The sequence below is a fragment of the Neorhizobium sp. T7_12 genome, from assembly GCF_002968535.1.
GTDB lineage: Bacteria > Pseudomonadota > Alphaproteobacteria > Rhizobiales > Rhizobiaceae > Neorhizobium > Neorhizobium tomejilense.
In genome coordinates, this window is the sequence record NZ_PVBK01000003.1 from 508386 (window position 1) to 523062 (window position 14677).

Sequence of the window (14677 nt, forward strand, 5' to 3'; positions counted from 1 at the left end):
CAACCCCATGGCAGAGAATTTGCCTCAGCCGATCCGGATGTCAAGCGTTTTGCGAAACCTTGCGAAACTCGTCAATCCGAACTGAGGTCTCCAGTTCCAATCTTCTCAAGGCCGGCCGTGGCTAAGACGTCATTTTCTGGGTCGCCGCCGAGCAAGCCGCTCAGCCGCTTGTGCCTTCGATCAATGTCATGGGCCAGATCACGCGGGGCGTCTGTCCGATGTAATGGGACTGATAGGCTGGCATGACCGACAGCAGATGCTCCGCCAGGCTGATCCCCAGATCACGAAGAGACAACGTAAAGCAGGTCAATGCCGGGGAGAGGAACTGAGCCTGGGGACTGTAGCGACCGATGATCGCAATGTCCTTGCCCGGCTTGACGCCGGCGTCCTCAAGTCCCTTGTAGAGCCCTGTCACCAGTATCTCATTGACCAGGACGATTGCCGACGGACGTGGAGATCTGGATGCGATCTCGTGTGCTACAGCGTAGCCCCCCGCCTCGCTCGGTTTTGCCCGGAAGACATGATCTTCGCTGAGGGCAAGCCCATGTTCCGCGAGCACTTCGCGGCATCGATCGCCGAACACATAACCCAGGTTGAGATCGCCATGGGGCCAGATGATCCCGATATCTCTGTGGCCCGCCTTGACCAGCCGTTTGATCGCGACCTCCGCCATGCCTTCGAAGTCGAGATCGATCCAGGGCTGGCCGACATCGGTCAGGCTGCGGCCGAGCGAGATGAAGGGAATGTCGTGCCGATGCAGCAGTTCGAACCGTGCATCATTGCGGCGGGTGGCCGAGAGGATGATGGCATCGGCAAATCCGCGCGCCACGGTGCGTTGCAGATAGGCATAGGGATCTTCGTTGGAAGAGCAGAGCAGGGCGACGAGATCGAGCTTGTGGCGGCTGAGCACGGTCTGCACCCCGTCAAAGACGCTCATGAAGAAAGCGTCCCCCTGGCTGGTGATTTCCGGCCCGGTCTGCATCATGAAACCCACCACGCCGGTCGAGCCCTTGCGCAGCGAGCGGCCCGACTGGTTCGGCACATAGCCAAGCTTCTCGGCCGCCTCCAGAACGCGCCTGCGGGTTTCCGCGTTCACATCCGCCTTTCCATTGAGCGCGCGGGACACGGTGCCAATGGAAATATCCAGATAATCGGCAAGTTGGCGGATGCCTGTCACAGGGGAGCCTTTCAAGGGTTCGACATACGACCGTAATCGTTTTCGGAAGCAGTATTGACAAAAAAATCGATGCGTTCATAGTACCGTAAACGTTTACGGCTGCACAGGAGGTGCCGTGCCGTAAACATTGCATGGGAGGATGTCGGTGACATACAAGGTCGTTTTGTGTGGCTGCGGAGCCATGGCCAAAGGGTGGCTGCGTGCGCTCCAGTCCACGCCGAAGCTGAGGCAAGCGCTGACCGTCGTGGGTCTGGTCGATCTCGACGTGTCGGTTGCGCAGGCCTTGGCCGCCGAGTTTTCTCTTCAGCCCGTCTCCGTCGGACCCGATCTCACCGCTGTGCTCAGCGAAACCGGTGCGGACATAGTGTTCGACGTCGTCATTCCCGCCGCCCGCCATTCCGTCGTGAAGGCCGCGCTTTCCCACGGATGCCATGTGCTGAGCGAAAAACCCATGGCCACCTCGATGGAGGAGGCGACAGACCTCATCCGTGCCGCCGAGGCTGCGGGGCGCATTCATTCCGTCGTGCAGAACCGGCGTTTCATTTCCGGTGTGCGGCGCATGCGGCGGTTTGTCGAAAGCGGCGCGATTGGCGATATCACTGCGATCCATTGCGATTTTTTCATCGCCCCGCATTTCGGGGGCTTCCGGGAGCAGATGGACAATGTCCTGCTTTTGGACATGGCGATCCATACCTTCGATGCGGCGCGCTTCGTTTCCGGCAAGACACCGCTTTCCGTCTACTGCCTGGAAACAAATCCGCCCGGCTCCTGGTATGCCCATGGCGCCAGCGCCAATGCCGTGTTTCAGCTTTCCGACGACGTGGTCTTCACCTATCGCGGCTCCTGGTGCGCCGAAGGCCAGCGCACCAGCTGGGAAAGCGAATGGCGCATCGTCGGCTCGAACGGAATGCTGACCTGGGACGGCGAAGATGCCTTCCGCGCCTCGGTTGCGGGAAGCGACAGCGGGTTGCTGCGCGGCGCAATCCCGATCGAGGTTCTGCCGCCCGTCCGGGAGGAGGAAACCCACGGCCATGCCAGCGTCATTGCCGATTTCCTCTCGGCGATCGAAACCGGCGGCGTGCCGGAAACAGCGGGACAGGACAATATCAAGAGCCTTGCCATGGTGTTTGGTGCAATCGAAAGCGCCAGGTCCCGGCAAACCATCGACCTTGCAGCATAAGGGCCAGCAATATGACCGGACAGCCAAACCACTCCATCCGCATCGGTACCATGGTCAGCGCCACGAAAGGGCAGGCCGCCGAGCGGATCTCCCAGATTGCCGATATGGGCTTTGAAAGCTTCCAGCCCTTTTTCTGGCAGACCACCAACGGCCAGGACATTGCCGAGCTTGGCAAACGCTGCCGTGAGGCGATCGGAGAGCGGGACATCACCATCTCCACCATCGGCATGTTCGGCAATCCGCTGGAAGAAACGGAACTCGATCTCCAGACGCTTCAGGGCTGGAAGGACTGCATCGATAACGCCCATCATTTCGGCGCCACCTGCGTTGCCGGCTTCACCGGGCGCATCCGCAACAGGCCGTTGCCGGAAAGCCTGCCGCGTTACCGGCAAATCTGGAGCGAGCTTGCCCGCCGCGCCGCCGACAAGGGCATCCGTATTGCCTTTGAAAATTGCGCCATGGACGGCAACTGGGCGACCGGCGACTGGAACATCGCCCATAACCCGGATGCTTGGGAACTTATTTTCAATGAGACGCCGGACGAGCATATCGGGCTCGAATGGGAGCCTTGCCACCAGATGGTCTATCTCATCGAGCCGTTGCCGCAGATCCGCAAATGGGCAAAGCGGATTTTTCACGTCCACGGCAAGGATGCCACCATCCGCTGGGACGTGATCCGCGAGCACGGCATCTTCGGAAAACATCCCTTCGTTTTCATGCGCACGCCGGGTTTCGGCGACAGCAACTGGACCGACATTATTTCGGAACTGCGGCTGGCCGGCTGGTCGGGCTCCATCGACATCGAGGGATGGCATGATCCCGTCTACCGGGATGCGCTGGAAATGACGGGCCAGATCCACGCCTTGAACCATCTGAAACAGGCAAGGGGCGGCACATTCGTCGTCGATCCGGTCTGATGCGCAGGCCGGCTGGCCAGAGAAGGAGCTCTGCGTCAGCCGGATGAGAATTGAGGATAACCAAGAAGGAGGAGAACCATGGGTATCCGCAGGACTATGATTTCCATTGCACTGGCTCTGGCCAGTGCGTCATTTGCCGGCATGAGCGCGAGAGCCGAGGATGTGAAACTCGTTCTCTGGTCGCTGGACCGCGATATCCAGCCCGCGCCCAACCTCATCAAGGAATTCAACGCGCAGAAGAACGGCATCCAGATCGAATATCGCCAGCTCCAGTTCGACGACGTGGTGAGCGAGGCGATGCGCGCCTATTCGACCGGCAAGGCGCCCGATATCATCACCATCGACAATCCCAACCATGCGATGTTCGCGTCCCGCAAGGCCTTTCTGGATCTGACCGACATGATCCGGCAATCCAAGGTGATCAAACCGGAAAACTATTTCCCCGGCCCGCTGAAATCGGTGACGTGGGACGAAAAATATTACGGGGTGCCGAAGGCGACCAATACGATCGCGCTTTATTACAACAAGGATCTGTTCAAGGCTGCAGGTCTCGATCCCGAAAAGCCGCCGCAGACCTGGGCCGAACTGTTGGCGACGGCGAAAAAGCTCACCAATCCTTCCAAGAACATCTACGGGCTCACCTTTTCCGCCAAGGCCAACGAGGAGGGCACTTTCCAGTTCCTGCCCTGGGCGCAGATGGGCGGCGCCACCTATAAGACGATCAACAGCGAAGGTGCCGTCAAGGCTCTGACGGTCTGGAAGCAGATGCTGGATGAAAAGCTGGCCTCGCCGGATACGCTCACCCGAAGCCAATGGGATTCGACGGCCACCTTCAATGCGGGAAATGCGGCCATGGCGATTTCCGGCCCCTGGGAGATCGACCGGATGTTGAGCGATGCCAAATTCCAGTGGGGCACCGCGCTTCTGCCGGTGCCGAGCGAGGGCGCTCAGCGTTCATCCGCCATGGGCGATTTCAACTGGGCGATCTTTTCCAGCACCAAGCACCCGAAGGAGGCTTTCAAGGCTTTGGAATTCTTCGCGTCGAAGGATGTGACCATGTACAAGGATTTCGGCCAGCTTCCGGCCCGCTCCGACCTTCCGGTCCCGCCTACGGGCAATGCCCTGAAGGATTCAGCGCTCGCCACCTTCGTGGAACAGCTGAAATATGCGCAGCCTCGCGGCCCTTCGCCGGAATGGCCGAAAATCTCGAAAGCCGTACAGGACGCGATCCAGGCAGCCCTGACAGGCCAGATGGAGCCGAAGGCCGCGCTCGATCAGGCAGCTGCGAAGATCAAGTCGATCGGGGGCTGAGCCAGCCGCCATCCCGCAGTGACGGCCCGGCACCCACCGCCGGACCGTCATCCAGGCTTCAGCGAGGTTTCGATGAAAAGAATGTTCTCCAGCATCACGGATGGCCGTGGCTTCGACCTTGTTCTGGTCGGGGTGCCCTTCGCGTTTCTCCTGGCGCTGTCAGGACTTCCGCTGCTCTACAACATCCTGATGAGCTTCCAGGAAGTGGACATGTTCAGCCTTGGCAGCGTCATCCGGCCTTTCGTCGGCTTCAAGAACTACGTGGACCTGTTCACCCAGCCTGAAACCATGTCCATCCTCAGGAACACGATTGTCTTCGTGGTGGGATCGATCACGGGGCAGTTCCTCGTCGGCTTTGCGCTCGCCCTGTTCTTCTGGATCAATTTTCCCGGCGCGTCCTGGCTGCGGGGCCTGTTTCTGGTTTCCTGGGTCATGCCCGGTCTCGTCGTCGGTGCCATCTGGAACTGGATCCTGTCGGGCGATTTCGGCGTGCTCAATTTTCTGTTGCAGCAAACCGGCATCATGGACGGCAATATCTTCTGGCGGTCCGACCCGAATTTTTCACTCTGGGCGGTCATCCTGGCCAATATCTGGCTCGGCACCTCCTTCAACATGATCCTGCTTGCCACCGGTCTTGCCGCCATTCCGGCAGATCTCTACGAGGCGGCGGAAATGGACGGCGCCAATGCCTGGCAGCGCTTCTGGACCATCACTCTGCCGATGATGCGCTCCACCATCGGCGCCATCATCGCGCTCGGGCTGATCTTCACCCTGCAACAGTTCGATCTGTTTGCAGCGATTACCGACGGCGGCCCGAACAATTCCTCCAATGTCGCGCAATACTGGGCCTGGGATCTTTCCTTCCGGCAATATGATTTCGGCAAGGGCGCCACCATTTCCGTCATCATGACCGTCTTCGTGATGTTTGCCGCAGCCGTCTATGTCCGCTCCACACGTCACGAGGTGCGCGGATGAGTGACAATGCGCGCAACCGGCTGCTGCTCGCCCTGTCCATCGTGATGGCGGCGATCTATCTCTTCCCGCTCTACTGGATGTATGTGACGGCGCTGAAAAGCGGCTCGGAAATGTTTGCCACGCCGCCCAGCTTCTGGCCCTCGTCTGCCCAATGGAGCACCTTCGCATATGTCTGGGAAAGCCGGAACATGGGCCGCTACCTGTGGAATTCCACGGTCATCGCCTTCGGTGCGGTGGCCCTGATCGCGATCCTGGGCACCGGCTGCGCCTATGTGCTGGCGCGCTATCGCAACATCTGGGTGGATGTCGGGTTGTTCCTCATCCTGATGTTTCAGGTCCTGCCTGCCTCGCTGATGATAACACCGATCTTCGTGGGCTTTTCGCAACTGGGCCTGCTCGAATATCCGCGCCTTGCCGTCATCCTGGCGATTACCGCCAAAAGCATGCCCTTCTTTGTCGTGCTCGTGCGCGCAACCTTCATGGCCGTGCCGATGGAGCTGGAGGAGGCGGCGCTTGTGGACGGCAATTCCCGCATCGGCGCCTTCTTCAACATCGTTCTGCCGCTGGCGCGCAACGGCATTCTGGTCAGCGCCATCCTCATCTTCATGCAGGCCTTCGGCGAATTCGTCTATTCCAAATCGATGATCCAGGACATCCAGCTCCAGCCCGCCAGCGTCGGGCTCAATTCCTTCATGGGCCCGAACACCAGCGAGTGGAACAACATCATGGCCTACGCGACGATGTATGTGACGCCCATCCTTGCCATCTTCGTTCTCTTGCAGCGCCGCATCGTGTCCGGACTCACATCGGGAGCCTTGAAATGACCCACCAAATCGAACTCTCGGCCGTCAACAAATATTACGGTGCCTATCACGCGCTGAAGGATATCGACCTTTCCATTCGGAAGGGCTCGTTCGTCGCACTCGTCGGCCCGTCCGGCTGCGGCAAGTCCACGCTGCTGCGCTCGCTGGCGGGGCTCGAAACCATATCGAGCGGCGATCTCGTCATCGCCGGAAAGCGCATGAACGGGGTGCCGCCCCGAAAGCGGGATCTGGCCATGGTGTTCCAGTCCTATGCGCTCTACCCGCATATGACCGTCGAACAGAACCTGACCTACAGCCTGAAGATCAACGGGGTCGGCAAGGCGGAGAGGAAAAGGGCGGCCGCCGACGTCGCGGCGATTACCGGATTGTCGAACCTGCTGCACCGATATCCCCGCGAACTGTCGGGAGGGCAACGTCAACGCGTCGCGATGAGCCGCGCCATCATCCGCAACCCGCAGGCCTTTCTTTTCGATGAACCGCTGTCGAATCTCGATGCAGCATTGCGTGTCCACATGCGCAAGGAGATCAGGGCGCTGCATGATCGCCTCGGCGCGACGTCGGTCTATGTGACCCATGACCAGGTCGAGGCGATGACGATGGCGGATCATGTCGTCGTGATGCGCAATGGCGTCATCGAGCAGCAGGGCAGGCCGCTCGATCTATATGACCGGCCAAGCAATCGCTTCGTCGCCGGCTTCATCGGCTCGCCGGCGATGAATTTCATTCCGGCGCGATCGACGCCTGACGGCAGAGCCCTTGTTCTGGATCTTGCCGAGCCGCAAACCATCCCTTTCGATTGCCCCCTGCCGGCGGAGCGTGCCTTGATCGTCGGCATCCGCCCGGAGCATCTTACTTTAGCCGCGCCTGATGCCGCCGGCTTCAACGTCGACGTCGCGGCAGTTGAAACGACCGGCGCGGTGACGTTCATCACGACTGCGACAACGCCCGAGATTGTCATTGCCTTGAACGGCAGGAGCGTGGTGGTCGCGGGCGAAACCATTCGGCTGACGTTTTCCGGTGACCATGTCCATCTGTTCGACGCCGAGACTGAACAGCGCCTCAAATGATCGTGCTGGCGCTATCGGTGTTTCGGTTGCCGTTGGGAAAAATTCCAGTTCATGGAGATGCGTCGCCAAGTAGAAGGCTGACGCGGCTGAGCGCAAATGAGAATGCATTCAAACCCCGACCCGCTTCGAACAGGAGAGCCCCGCCTGTTGTTCTTGCCCCGATCAGGCTTCTCAAGGTGAGCCTGCGTTTTAGTCGCGCAACCCTTCAATGCCGCGGTACTGCCGGACCGACAGCAATCGATCCGGCACTAGCTGAGGCTGCTTTCCAAAGATTGCAGATGCTCGGAGCAGACCGATTTGACCAGGGCGAGCAGAATTTCAGTCCGCTCTCCCAGCCACGAGAGGGCGGCCTCGCTGATCTCGTAATGCTTCGAGTACCGCGCCTTCACATAGGCTTCGTTCAATGTGTTGAACCAGGCGCGCTCGCGGTGCTGATCGCGCGGGAACGCCTCGGCCAGACGCCGGTCCTGTTCCTCGGCGAGAGAGCGCAGGAACTTGATGTTGTGGGAAGGCGGACCATAGTTCGTCAACGTCAGCAGGACGCAAGAATAGGCTTGCTCGAGCGATTGATGGAGAAGAAACGCAGCTTCTTTGTTGCGGCCCCTGCTGAGCGTGTATTGCGAGGTATCAAGAAAGCCGACCGCGGTGGGATAACGTTCTTCAAAATGTTCCCTCGCGATTCTCGAACGATCTGCCGGCGACAGCGGCTGCGGCTCCGCCAGCGGCTCGTCATCCAGTCCATAGAGGATGATGCCTTCCTTGCGAATGTCGGAGAAGAAGTACTGTCCCTCTTTCAGGTAGGTGTTCACCTCGCGCCTGGAATGGACGATGAAGCTGACCGGCGTTTCGATCGACGTGTCGCGGATCAGCCGGTCGGCGGCCTTGTACCAATAGTCGGCGAATTCGCAGAGCCTGCGGTCGTTGACGATGATCAGCAAATCGAAATCGGAGCGATAGCCTTTCATGGTGAACGGCTCGTCGACCCATCCACCCTTGGCATAGGAGCCGAACAGGATGATCTTCAGGATCCGGCCGCGCTTCTTGAACTCGGCCGTCCCATGTTTCAGCGCATCCTCGAACTCCTCGTGCAGGATTTCCAGAGCCCTGCGGAGTTCTCGCTGTTTGCGCGGGGGCATATGATCGAGCGACGATTTCATGAGCAATCGATAGGTGAAAGAACCCGCACCGTCCACTGTCAGTTCTGTTAGTCCCACACCGGAATGCGAGTTTGATCCCGGTGCTCCAGCGAAGGACGGCGGCCCGACGTTGCACCTGCTCATGATCCTGGGCTGCGACGCAGACCTTTTCCGGATGATCTCGATCGCCTCCGATGGCGCGCTGACAACGTCGCCTCCGGTGGTTACCCAATGTACTTCGATGGAATATTCGCTTCCATCAGGCGTCGGCCGCTACTAGCAAAGCAGCCTTCCGAGCCTGCTACGTCATTGCCCTGTCTCCGACTCGTCCTATCTCTTGCGCGGGACGGTCAGCGAGAGATGACGCGCATGCCGATAGACAATGCGAGATTGGCTCCGATGCAGCCGGGTGTATCTGTGGAGGAGCTGAAGGCGGCTTTGGGGACGAGCTGGAAGGAGCCGAGCCTACAGGCGGAAGGCCATCTGCATATCGAGGAATTCGGCACGCGCATTACCGCCGATGGCAGGCTCGGCGAGGTTCATTTCCGCGCCCCCTTCGAACTTCCCCCTATCCATGACGTCAGGATGGGAATGCCGGCCGAAGAGCTGCATCGGCTTTATCCCGGTGTCGAGCGCATCTCGGACGAGCGGGAGAAATATGGCTGGACCATGCTGGAGACGAACCTGTCGGATACGCTCACGCTCGGCGTCGGCATCAGGGAGGATGTCGTCAGGATCATCAGTCTGACGGATCCGACGGCGGTCTATCCGGAGCGGCCCTATAAATATGCCGATCCCAGCCTTACCGAGGCCTACGACCTGGCGATGACCGATCCTGTCGATCTCGCCCGCCGTCCGAATAGCGGCTGGTGCTACGGCCGCCCGCCGGGCATCGATGCCAACAGATGGCCGGTTAGCACCACCAACGGCATGCCGCTTCGCCACGCCTTCACGGTGAAACTGCCGCCGCAATACCGCACGCTCGGGGATGAGTATGTGGCGATCTCACTCTTTGTCGACGAACAATGGGAAACGCCGCCGGCAAGCGGAAACGTGGACAACGGAGGCGCACGCCAGGCCGATCCGCGCCGCTTCGACATGGAATTCATGGACAACGCCTACGTTCTCTTCTGGCTGACGGAAGAGGAGTTTGCAGCACCGCTCGGCGCACCGCCGGCAATCGAGGGCGCTTTTGTTCCCGGCTGGCTCTCGAAATCGCCGCTCGATTATTTCGGCGAATTCAACCTGCCGAGAACGGTGGCCGAGCAGCAGGCGAAAAGCGTCTTTTCGCCCGGCGGACTTGCCGTCAACGAACTTCTGGCGGCAGCCCGGCCTGCGAGGGGCTGGAAGAACCTGCCGGGAACAGAAGCGCTCGACTACGGTTGGCCGATCGAGATCACCTTGCGCGAGGGCGACCCGAATGTCGGAAAGCCAGCGCGCGAATTCAGGCACGAAAACGAGGTCAGCGGCTATATCGCCGCCTATTCGGAAGAAGGCCAGGCTTTAGGGCTGGAGCGCTTTCAGGACTGGCACGCCCATCTCGGCGGCACGATGTTTCCGATGCAGGGTTATCCCGATTTCTCGCCCTTCTACATCGAGCTCTCGGAGATCTTCGGCGGCTTCAATTTCGGCGACGGTGTCGCACAGATCGACCTCAAGGAGATGAAGCTCGAATGGGCCTGCTGATGCTGGAGAAATTTGAAGATGGCTGCCAGTTGCCGGGCGCAAGCCCGGCTGAAATCGCGGCCTGCGAGGCGAAGCTGAAGATTATCCTGCCGGCGGAGATCAAGGCCTTCCTTGCCGCCTACAACGGTTTCAACGGCGAGGTCGGCCAAGGTTATCTGGTCCTGTGGAGTGCGGCGGAACTTGCCGGGGCTGACGGCTACGAGATCTTCGAATTCCGCGACGACCAGCTGTGATCTCAACCCCGGCAGCTCTATCTCCATATCCGGTAAGGCGAAGGCAAACTGGACTCTAGCAACCTGGGAGAAGAGCCGAGCTGCACGGCTTTGCAGCTCAGTTTGGTGACCAAGAGACAGGCCTCCAGATTACCTGCATAGGGGTCCAGTGACCAAGCAATCTTCGGCGGATCAGTATTTCTGCTCGCCAAAGCCATGCCGCCAGACCAGCTTGGATCTATATCCGTTGACGGAATCAGCCTCCGCAAACATTCCAGCTTCGTGATGATCGTACGAATATTGACGTAGTAGACGCACCACCAAGTTTTATTTTGCTGATTGTCGATGGCGACGCCATGAACCCACCAAACGCGATCTATAAGCTGCGTATTGTGCGCGCGAAACTCGTAGCGATAGCCCATTTGGGCTGTGGCTTGCGTTGAGATAAAAAATATCGCTCCGAAGAAAGCAGATTTGCTCATGACGCCCTCTTGGCCGTTATAAGGCAAATTCTACTATTTCATCGCGCGAACACATCGCCACCTTTTGACGTAGGCTAAGCCTTCCCGGTCCTGTGTCGAGACTTTGCTCCAGCAATCGACCTTGCGGCAGCTAGCCAAGTTTCGAGCGCGTCGACTGGCCGCTCGACCGCTGCGCCGGGTCGCGCTAGCGTAATAGCTCGAAGCCTGTTGCACTGAACGATGGCCTGACTGCTCCATCGCCTCGGGAAGCGGAAAACTCGCCGCTCTCAATCTTCGCGGCAACCATTCAAGCACTCAACGCCTTGACCGGCTGGCCAGTGAGATAGACGACTTCGTCGTGATCGCCGCTGCTGGTTTTGGTGCGGCCTAGATGAATGGCCAAAGAGGGGAGGGTGGGCCGTTCTCGACGACGATCGGTGCCTCGGCCGCCATCTGCTCGATGCGAAGAGCGGCAATCTCGCTGCGCCGTCTTCCGCCGGATGCAAAAGACCATCAGGATTGCCCGGTCGCCGCTCAAATGGTTTGCGCACATCGTCGGCCAACCCAAGGAACGAGCCTTCCTTGTCTCTCACAATCGAGCACCGAGATCGACAAACAAGAGCCCGATTAGTCCACCCATGGGTCAATGATGTCTATTCCAAAGCCTTCGAAATCCTTGGTGCTGCGCGTCGCAAGGGTCAATTGGTGAGCCACGGCGGTAGCGGCAATCAGGCCGTCCATGGTGGGGAGTCCGCGACCACTTCGCTTGGCAAGAGCCATGAGATCACCCAAAGCCAAGGCGACAGGCGCTTCCACCGGAATGATCCTGTTTTCGAAGCGTTGAGGCAGATCATGCGTGAGCCATTCATCCAGAGCGTCGCGCTTTCGCCCACCATCCATCAGCGCGACACCGCGGCGAATTTCAGCAATCGAGACAATGCTGATGAATGTGCGGTCTTCGTCCAGCCCGTGGAGCCACTTCAGGACGCCGTCATCGGGGCGAGGTTTTGTAACTTCCGACAGAACGTTCGTGTCGAGGAGTTGTCTCATAAGGACAAGTCGCGCGGCTCGTCGTGTTGCCGCTCAATATCCAGATCGGCGCCACGCAGAGGCGATCCCAAAAGATATTCCGCAAGCGATCCCCTGCGTGCAGTCTTCTTCTGCCACTCTTCGGCAGAAACGACCACCACGCTCGGCTTCCCATTGCGGGTAATGGTCTGAGGCGCCAACTGCGCGCGCTCCATGACTTCCGAAAGCTTTGCCTTCGCGCCAGCGACCGTCCAGCTCATATCATCGTGCCTTGATGCATGCATAGTCTCACCTGTAACCAACATGACTATAGTGACTATAGTGCGTGGGAAGTGAACCTGCAAGCGGGCGGCCGGACGATGGAGGGCAGGCGCCAGCTATAGCCTTGAAGCCTTGGTCAGATTCACGCGGAGGCGATCCCTTCGCCGCTGATCTCTGCGAGTAACCCCTGCGGATGGGTGGCCAAGCCGCTTCTGGACGTAGCGCTCATCGACCTCGGCACAGGAGGCAGGCCAGCGCGAAGGGAATGACCGGAGAACTTGAAGGCGCGCTCGGTCTCGCCGAGATCGCCGCGAACGCCGGCGGCTATTGCACACGTGCATAGCCTATAAGACGTTTGGTGCCGGCGATGGATTGGCGACTTGCCGTTTTGCCATGGTTTTGTCGCGCGCTTTCGGGTGTATTGTAAAAATAAGTAACGCGAGAAAATGAACGGATGTGAGCGTTTTTTGGAAACTTCCAACTCTTGCTCAAATAACCTCATCTTGTTATATGACTACTATAGTCACAGATGGAGCCCGATGTGAGAGAAATCCAGCTCAAGGATGCCAAGGCGACGTTTTCTGCGGTTATCGACCAGGCCATCCATGGCAATCCGGCCATCATCACTCGGCACGGCAAAAAGGAAGCCGTAGTGCTTTCATTCGAGGAGTATGAAAAACTATCCCGCGTGCCAAGCTTTGGCCGTTTGTTGGCAGCGTTCCCCGGCGATGAGGCTGATATCCCTGCTCGCAGCAGCAACCCGGCCCGAGACGTTGATCTCTGATGTTCCTGGTCGATACGAACGTCATATCCGCCCTCGCCCCGTCCAAACGGCAAAGTTCCGGCCAGCTGGTCGAATGGCTCGATAAGGCAAGTTCGCAATTGTTTTTGTCGGTCATTTCGGCCGCTGAGGTCAAATCCGGGATCGCCAAAGCCGAGCGGGATGGTGCGACCACCAAGGCACAGCGGCTGAACGATTGGTGGGAGAGCATCGAATATCTCTACGCGCAGAAGCTGTTACCGTTCGATCTCAGGTGCGCGCATGCTGCTGGCCGGATTCTTGATGACGCTCGCGCCCACCGGCCGGGTTTTGAAGACATTGCGATAGCCGCCACGGCTAAAGTACATGGATTGACGGTCTTGACTCGCAATATGCGCCATTTCGGGCCCTTGGGCGTTCAGGTACTCGATCCGTTTGAGGCATTGCCGGAGTTGTAGGGGAGGGGGCCTTCTCGGGAAGTCCGGCAGTTCAAATGAGATTGGTCGGGAGACGAGGACTTCTCAGTCGTACCGAGTTCATCCTGGTTTAAAGCAGCCGCGCCGCGCGACCACTGCGCGTGGTCGCGTTGTTATAGTAGCTTGATGCCTGTTGCACGGATCGGTGCCGAGACTGCTCCATAGCCTCGGGGAGGGGGATACCGCGGTTCGCCGCTTCGGTCAGATATCCCGACCGCAAGCTGCGCGCCGAAAACTCCCCACTATCCAGCCCCGCCATCGTCGCTCGTTGTTTGATGATCGCATTGACCGACTGCGGATCGAGCGCGCGTCGAGAAACCGTCCCCCAGCGTCCGATCCCGCGAAACACGCTTCCACTCTCGATCTTGGCCACTGTAGCTTTTACTTCCCGATTTCAATTGAAGCGCTAAGCTGAAACTCCCGTACCGAGAATAGTGCTAACGGTTTCGCGCCGGCAAGGGGGCTTTGCGGCTCAGGGCACTTACTCAGGCGCCGGCGCCCCTCGTTCGCGGTAGGACGGGAGATCCCGCGCGTTTTCCGGAACTGGACGTGCTTGCAGGTCTGCGATTAGCGTTTTCATCTCACTGATTTCCCGAACTTGGGCGTCAATGATCTCGTCCGCCAGCTTTCGCACCCGTGGGTCTCTGATATGGGCGCGTTCGCTTGTCATGATCGCTATCGAATGATGTGGTATCATCGCTTTCATATAGCTGACGTCGTAAACCGTTTCCTGGCTGCGCACCAGCCAGAGCGAACCAGCGAACACAACAACGCTTGCCGCGATGATGGCTGCGTTGGTGGTCTTGTTTTTGTACATCGACCACATGAACGCCATCATAATGATTGCCATGACGGCGCCCATCAACAAAGCCATCCAGGTCCTTGTCTGGCTATAGGTCACATGATCGAGAGCGTGGGTGTTGAGGTACATCAACCAGAACATGACCACCGTCGATGTGACGATCATTGCGGCAAAGCGGCCGTAAGACATGGTTGGCTCCTTTTGGGAAGTATGACGAACATGTCTCGGGCATGATTGTTCCAGATCGGTGAACTCGAAAGCTATTGTTCCTAGGATGAATCGACATTCATCGCAGCCAGATCATAGCGGCGACGAGATAGAGGAAGCCTTGGAAGTGAATGGTTCTGCGGTCGTAGCGCGTCGCGAAGCGGCGGAAGTGCTTCATTCGGTTGAAGCACCGCTC

At 58.9% G+C, this 14677-nt stretch carries 16 protein-coding genes and 3 pseudogenes; 10 read left to right on the forward strand and 9 right to left on the reverse strand.

Going from position 1 to position 14677, the window contains the following annotated elements:
• Positions 1-160: 160 nt before the first annotated feature.
• Positions 161-1177: a LacI family DNA-binding transcriptional regulator gene (locus C5J26_RS11365; RefSeq protein ID WP_105401841.1), complete on the reverse strand. Its 1017-nt coding sequence runs from the start codon at positions 1175-1177 to the stop codon at positions 161-163.
• A 145-nt stretch (positions 1178-1322) separates the two neighbouring features.
• On the opposite strand from C5J26_RS11365, the gene C5J26_RS11370 reads away from it, so the two are divergent.
• The 6 genes from C5J26_RS11370 to C5J26_RS11395 all read left to right on the forward strand — a co-directional run bounded on the left by C5J26_RS11370 (position 1323) and on the right by C5J26_RS11395 (position 7451).
• Positions 1323-2357 (forward strand): Gfo/Idh/MocA family protein, encoded by a 1035-nt coding sequence (locus C5J26_RS11370; RefSeq protein WP_105401884.1) that lies wholly within the window; start codon positions 1323-1325, stop codon positions 2355-2357.
• A gap of 11 nt (positions 2358-2368) precedes the next feature.
• Complete coding sequence (locus tag C5J26_RS11375) at positions 2369-3274, forward strand: sugar phosphate isomerase/epimerase (protein ID WP_105401842.1); 906 nt, start codon at positions 2369-2371, stop codon at positions 3272-3274.
• Between the two features lie 78 nt (positions 3275-3352).
• Positions 3353-4585 (forward strand): sugar ABC transporter substrate-binding protein, encoded by a 1233-nt coding sequence (locus C5J26_RS11380; protein WP_105401843.1) that lies wholly within the window; start codon positions 3353-3355, stop codon positions 4583-4585.
• Positions 4586-4657: 72 nt separating this feature from the next.
• Positions 4658-5560 carry a carbohydrate ABC transporter permease gene (locus C5J26_RS11385; protein WP_105401844.1) on the forward strand — a complete coding sequence of 301 codons (903 nt, stop codon included), beginning with the start codon at positions 4658-4660 and terminating at the stop codon, positions 5558-5560.
• Positions 5557-6384, forward strand: a complete 828-nt coding sequence (locus tag C5J26_RS11390; RefSeq protein ID WP_105401845.1) for a carbohydrate ABC transporter permease — start codon at positions 5557-5559, stop codon at positions 6382-6384. The genes C5J26_RS11385 and C5J26_RS11390 overlap by 4 nt, the downstream gene beginning before the upstream one ends.
• Complete coding sequence (locus tag C5J26_RS11395) at positions 6381-7451, forward strand: ABC transporter ATP-binding protein (protein ID WP_105401846.1); 1071 nt, start codon at positions 6381-6383, stop codon at positions 7449-7451. Before C5J26_RS11390 ends, C5J26_RS11395 begins: the two co-directional genes overlap by 4 nt.
• 248 nt (positions 7452-7699) lie before the next feature.
• Here C5J26_RS11395 and C5J26_RS11400 read toward each other — a convergent pair whose 3' ends face one another.
• Positions 7700-8608 carry a nucleotidyltransferase and HEPN domain-containing protein gene (locus C5J26_RS11400; protein ID WP_245441148.1) on the reverse strand — a complete coding sequence of 303 codons (909 nt, stop codon included), beginning with the start codon at positions 8606-8608 and terminating at the stop codon, positions 7700-7702.
• 348 nt (positions 8609-8956) lie between these two features.
• Here C5J26_RS11400 and C5J26_RS11405 point away from each other — a divergent pair, with 348 nt between their 5' ends.
• Both C5J26_RS11405 and C5J26_RS11410 read left to right on the forward strand, forming a co-directional pair.
• Entirely contained in the window at positions 8957-10273 is a 1317-nt protein-coding gene (locus tag C5J26_RS11405) for a hypothetical protein (RefSeq protein ID WP_105401885.1), read from the forward strand.
• Positions 10261-10506, forward strand: coding sequence for an SMI1/KNR4 family protein (locus tag C5J26_RS11410; RefSeq protein WP_245441149.1), 246 nt, complete (start codon positions 10261-10263; stop codon positions 10504-10506). Before C5J26_RS11405 ends, C5J26_RS11410 begins: the two co-directional genes overlap by 13 nt.
• 17 nt (positions 10507-10523) lie before the next feature.
• On the opposite strand, the gene C5J26_RS11415 is transcribed toward C5J26_RS11410, so the two are convergent.
• From C5J26_RS11415 to C5J26_RS33235, 5 genes and pseudogenes are all read right to left on the reverse strand, one after another.
• Positions 10524-10967, reverse strand: coding sequence for a hypothetical protein (locus C5J26_RS11415; RefSeq protein ID WP_172745826.1), 444 nt, complete (start codon positions 10965-10967; stop codon positions 10524-10526).
• 156 nt (positions 10968-11123) lie between these two features.
• Positions 11124-11475 (reverse strand): annotated as a pseudogene (locus tag C5J26_RS33230) (integrase); the annotation flags it as partial.
• Positions 11476-11573: 98 nt separating this feature from the next.
• Positions 11574-11996 carry a type II toxin-antitoxin system VapC family toxin gene (locus C5J26_RS11425; protein WP_105401849.1) on the reverse strand — a complete coding sequence of 141 codons (423 nt, stop codon included), beginning with the start codon at positions 11994-11996 and terminating at the stop codon, positions 11574-11576.
• Positions 11993-12259 (reverse strand): type II toxin-antitoxin system Phd/YefM family antitoxin, encoded by a 267-nt coding sequence (locus C5J26_RS11430; protein ID WP_105401886.1) that lies wholly within the window; start codon positions 12257-12259, stop codon positions 11993-11995. Before C5J26_RS11430 ends, C5J26_RS11425 begins: the two co-directional genes overlap by 4 nt.
• A 93-nt stretch (positions 12260-12352) precedes the next feature.
• Positions 12353-12567, reverse strand: a pseudogene (locus C5J26_RS33235) (integrase); the annotation flags it as partial.
• 210 nt (positions 12568-12777) lie between these two features.
• Here C5J26_RS33235 and C5J26_RS11440 point away from each other — a divergent pair.
• Together C5J26_RS11440 and C5J26_RS11445 are read left to right on the forward strand one after the other, a co-directional pair.
• Positions 12778-13020 carry a type II toxin-antitoxin system Phd/YefM family antitoxin gene (locus tag C5J26_RS11440; RefSeq protein WP_105401887.1) on the forward strand — a complete coding sequence of 81 codons (243 nt, stop codon included), beginning with the start codon at positions 12778-12780 and terminating at the stop codon, positions 13018-13020.
• Complete coding sequence (locus C5J26_RS11445; RefSeq protein WP_105401850.1) at positions 13020-13454, forward strand: type II toxin-antitoxin system VapC family toxin; 435 nt, start codon at positions 13020-13022, stop codon at positions 13452-13454. The genes C5J26_RS11440 and C5J26_RS11445 overlap by 1 nt, the downstream gene beginning before the upstream one ends.
• Positions 13455-13542: 88 nt before the next feature.
• Here C5J26_RS11445 and C5J26_RS11450 read toward each other — a convergent pair.
• Both C5J26_RS11450 and C5J26_RS11455 read right to left on the reverse strand, forming a co-directional pair.
• Positions 13543-13842, reverse strand: a pseudogene (locus C5J26_RS11450) (integrase); the annotation flags it as partial.
• Between the two features lie 111 nt (positions 13843-13953).
• Positions 13954-14463, reverse strand: coding sequence for a DUF305 domain-containing protein (locus tag C5J26_RS11455; protein WP_105401851.1), 510 nt, complete (start codon positions 14461-14463; stop codon positions 13954-13956).
• Between the last annotated feature and the right edge of the window lie 214 nt (positions 14464-14677).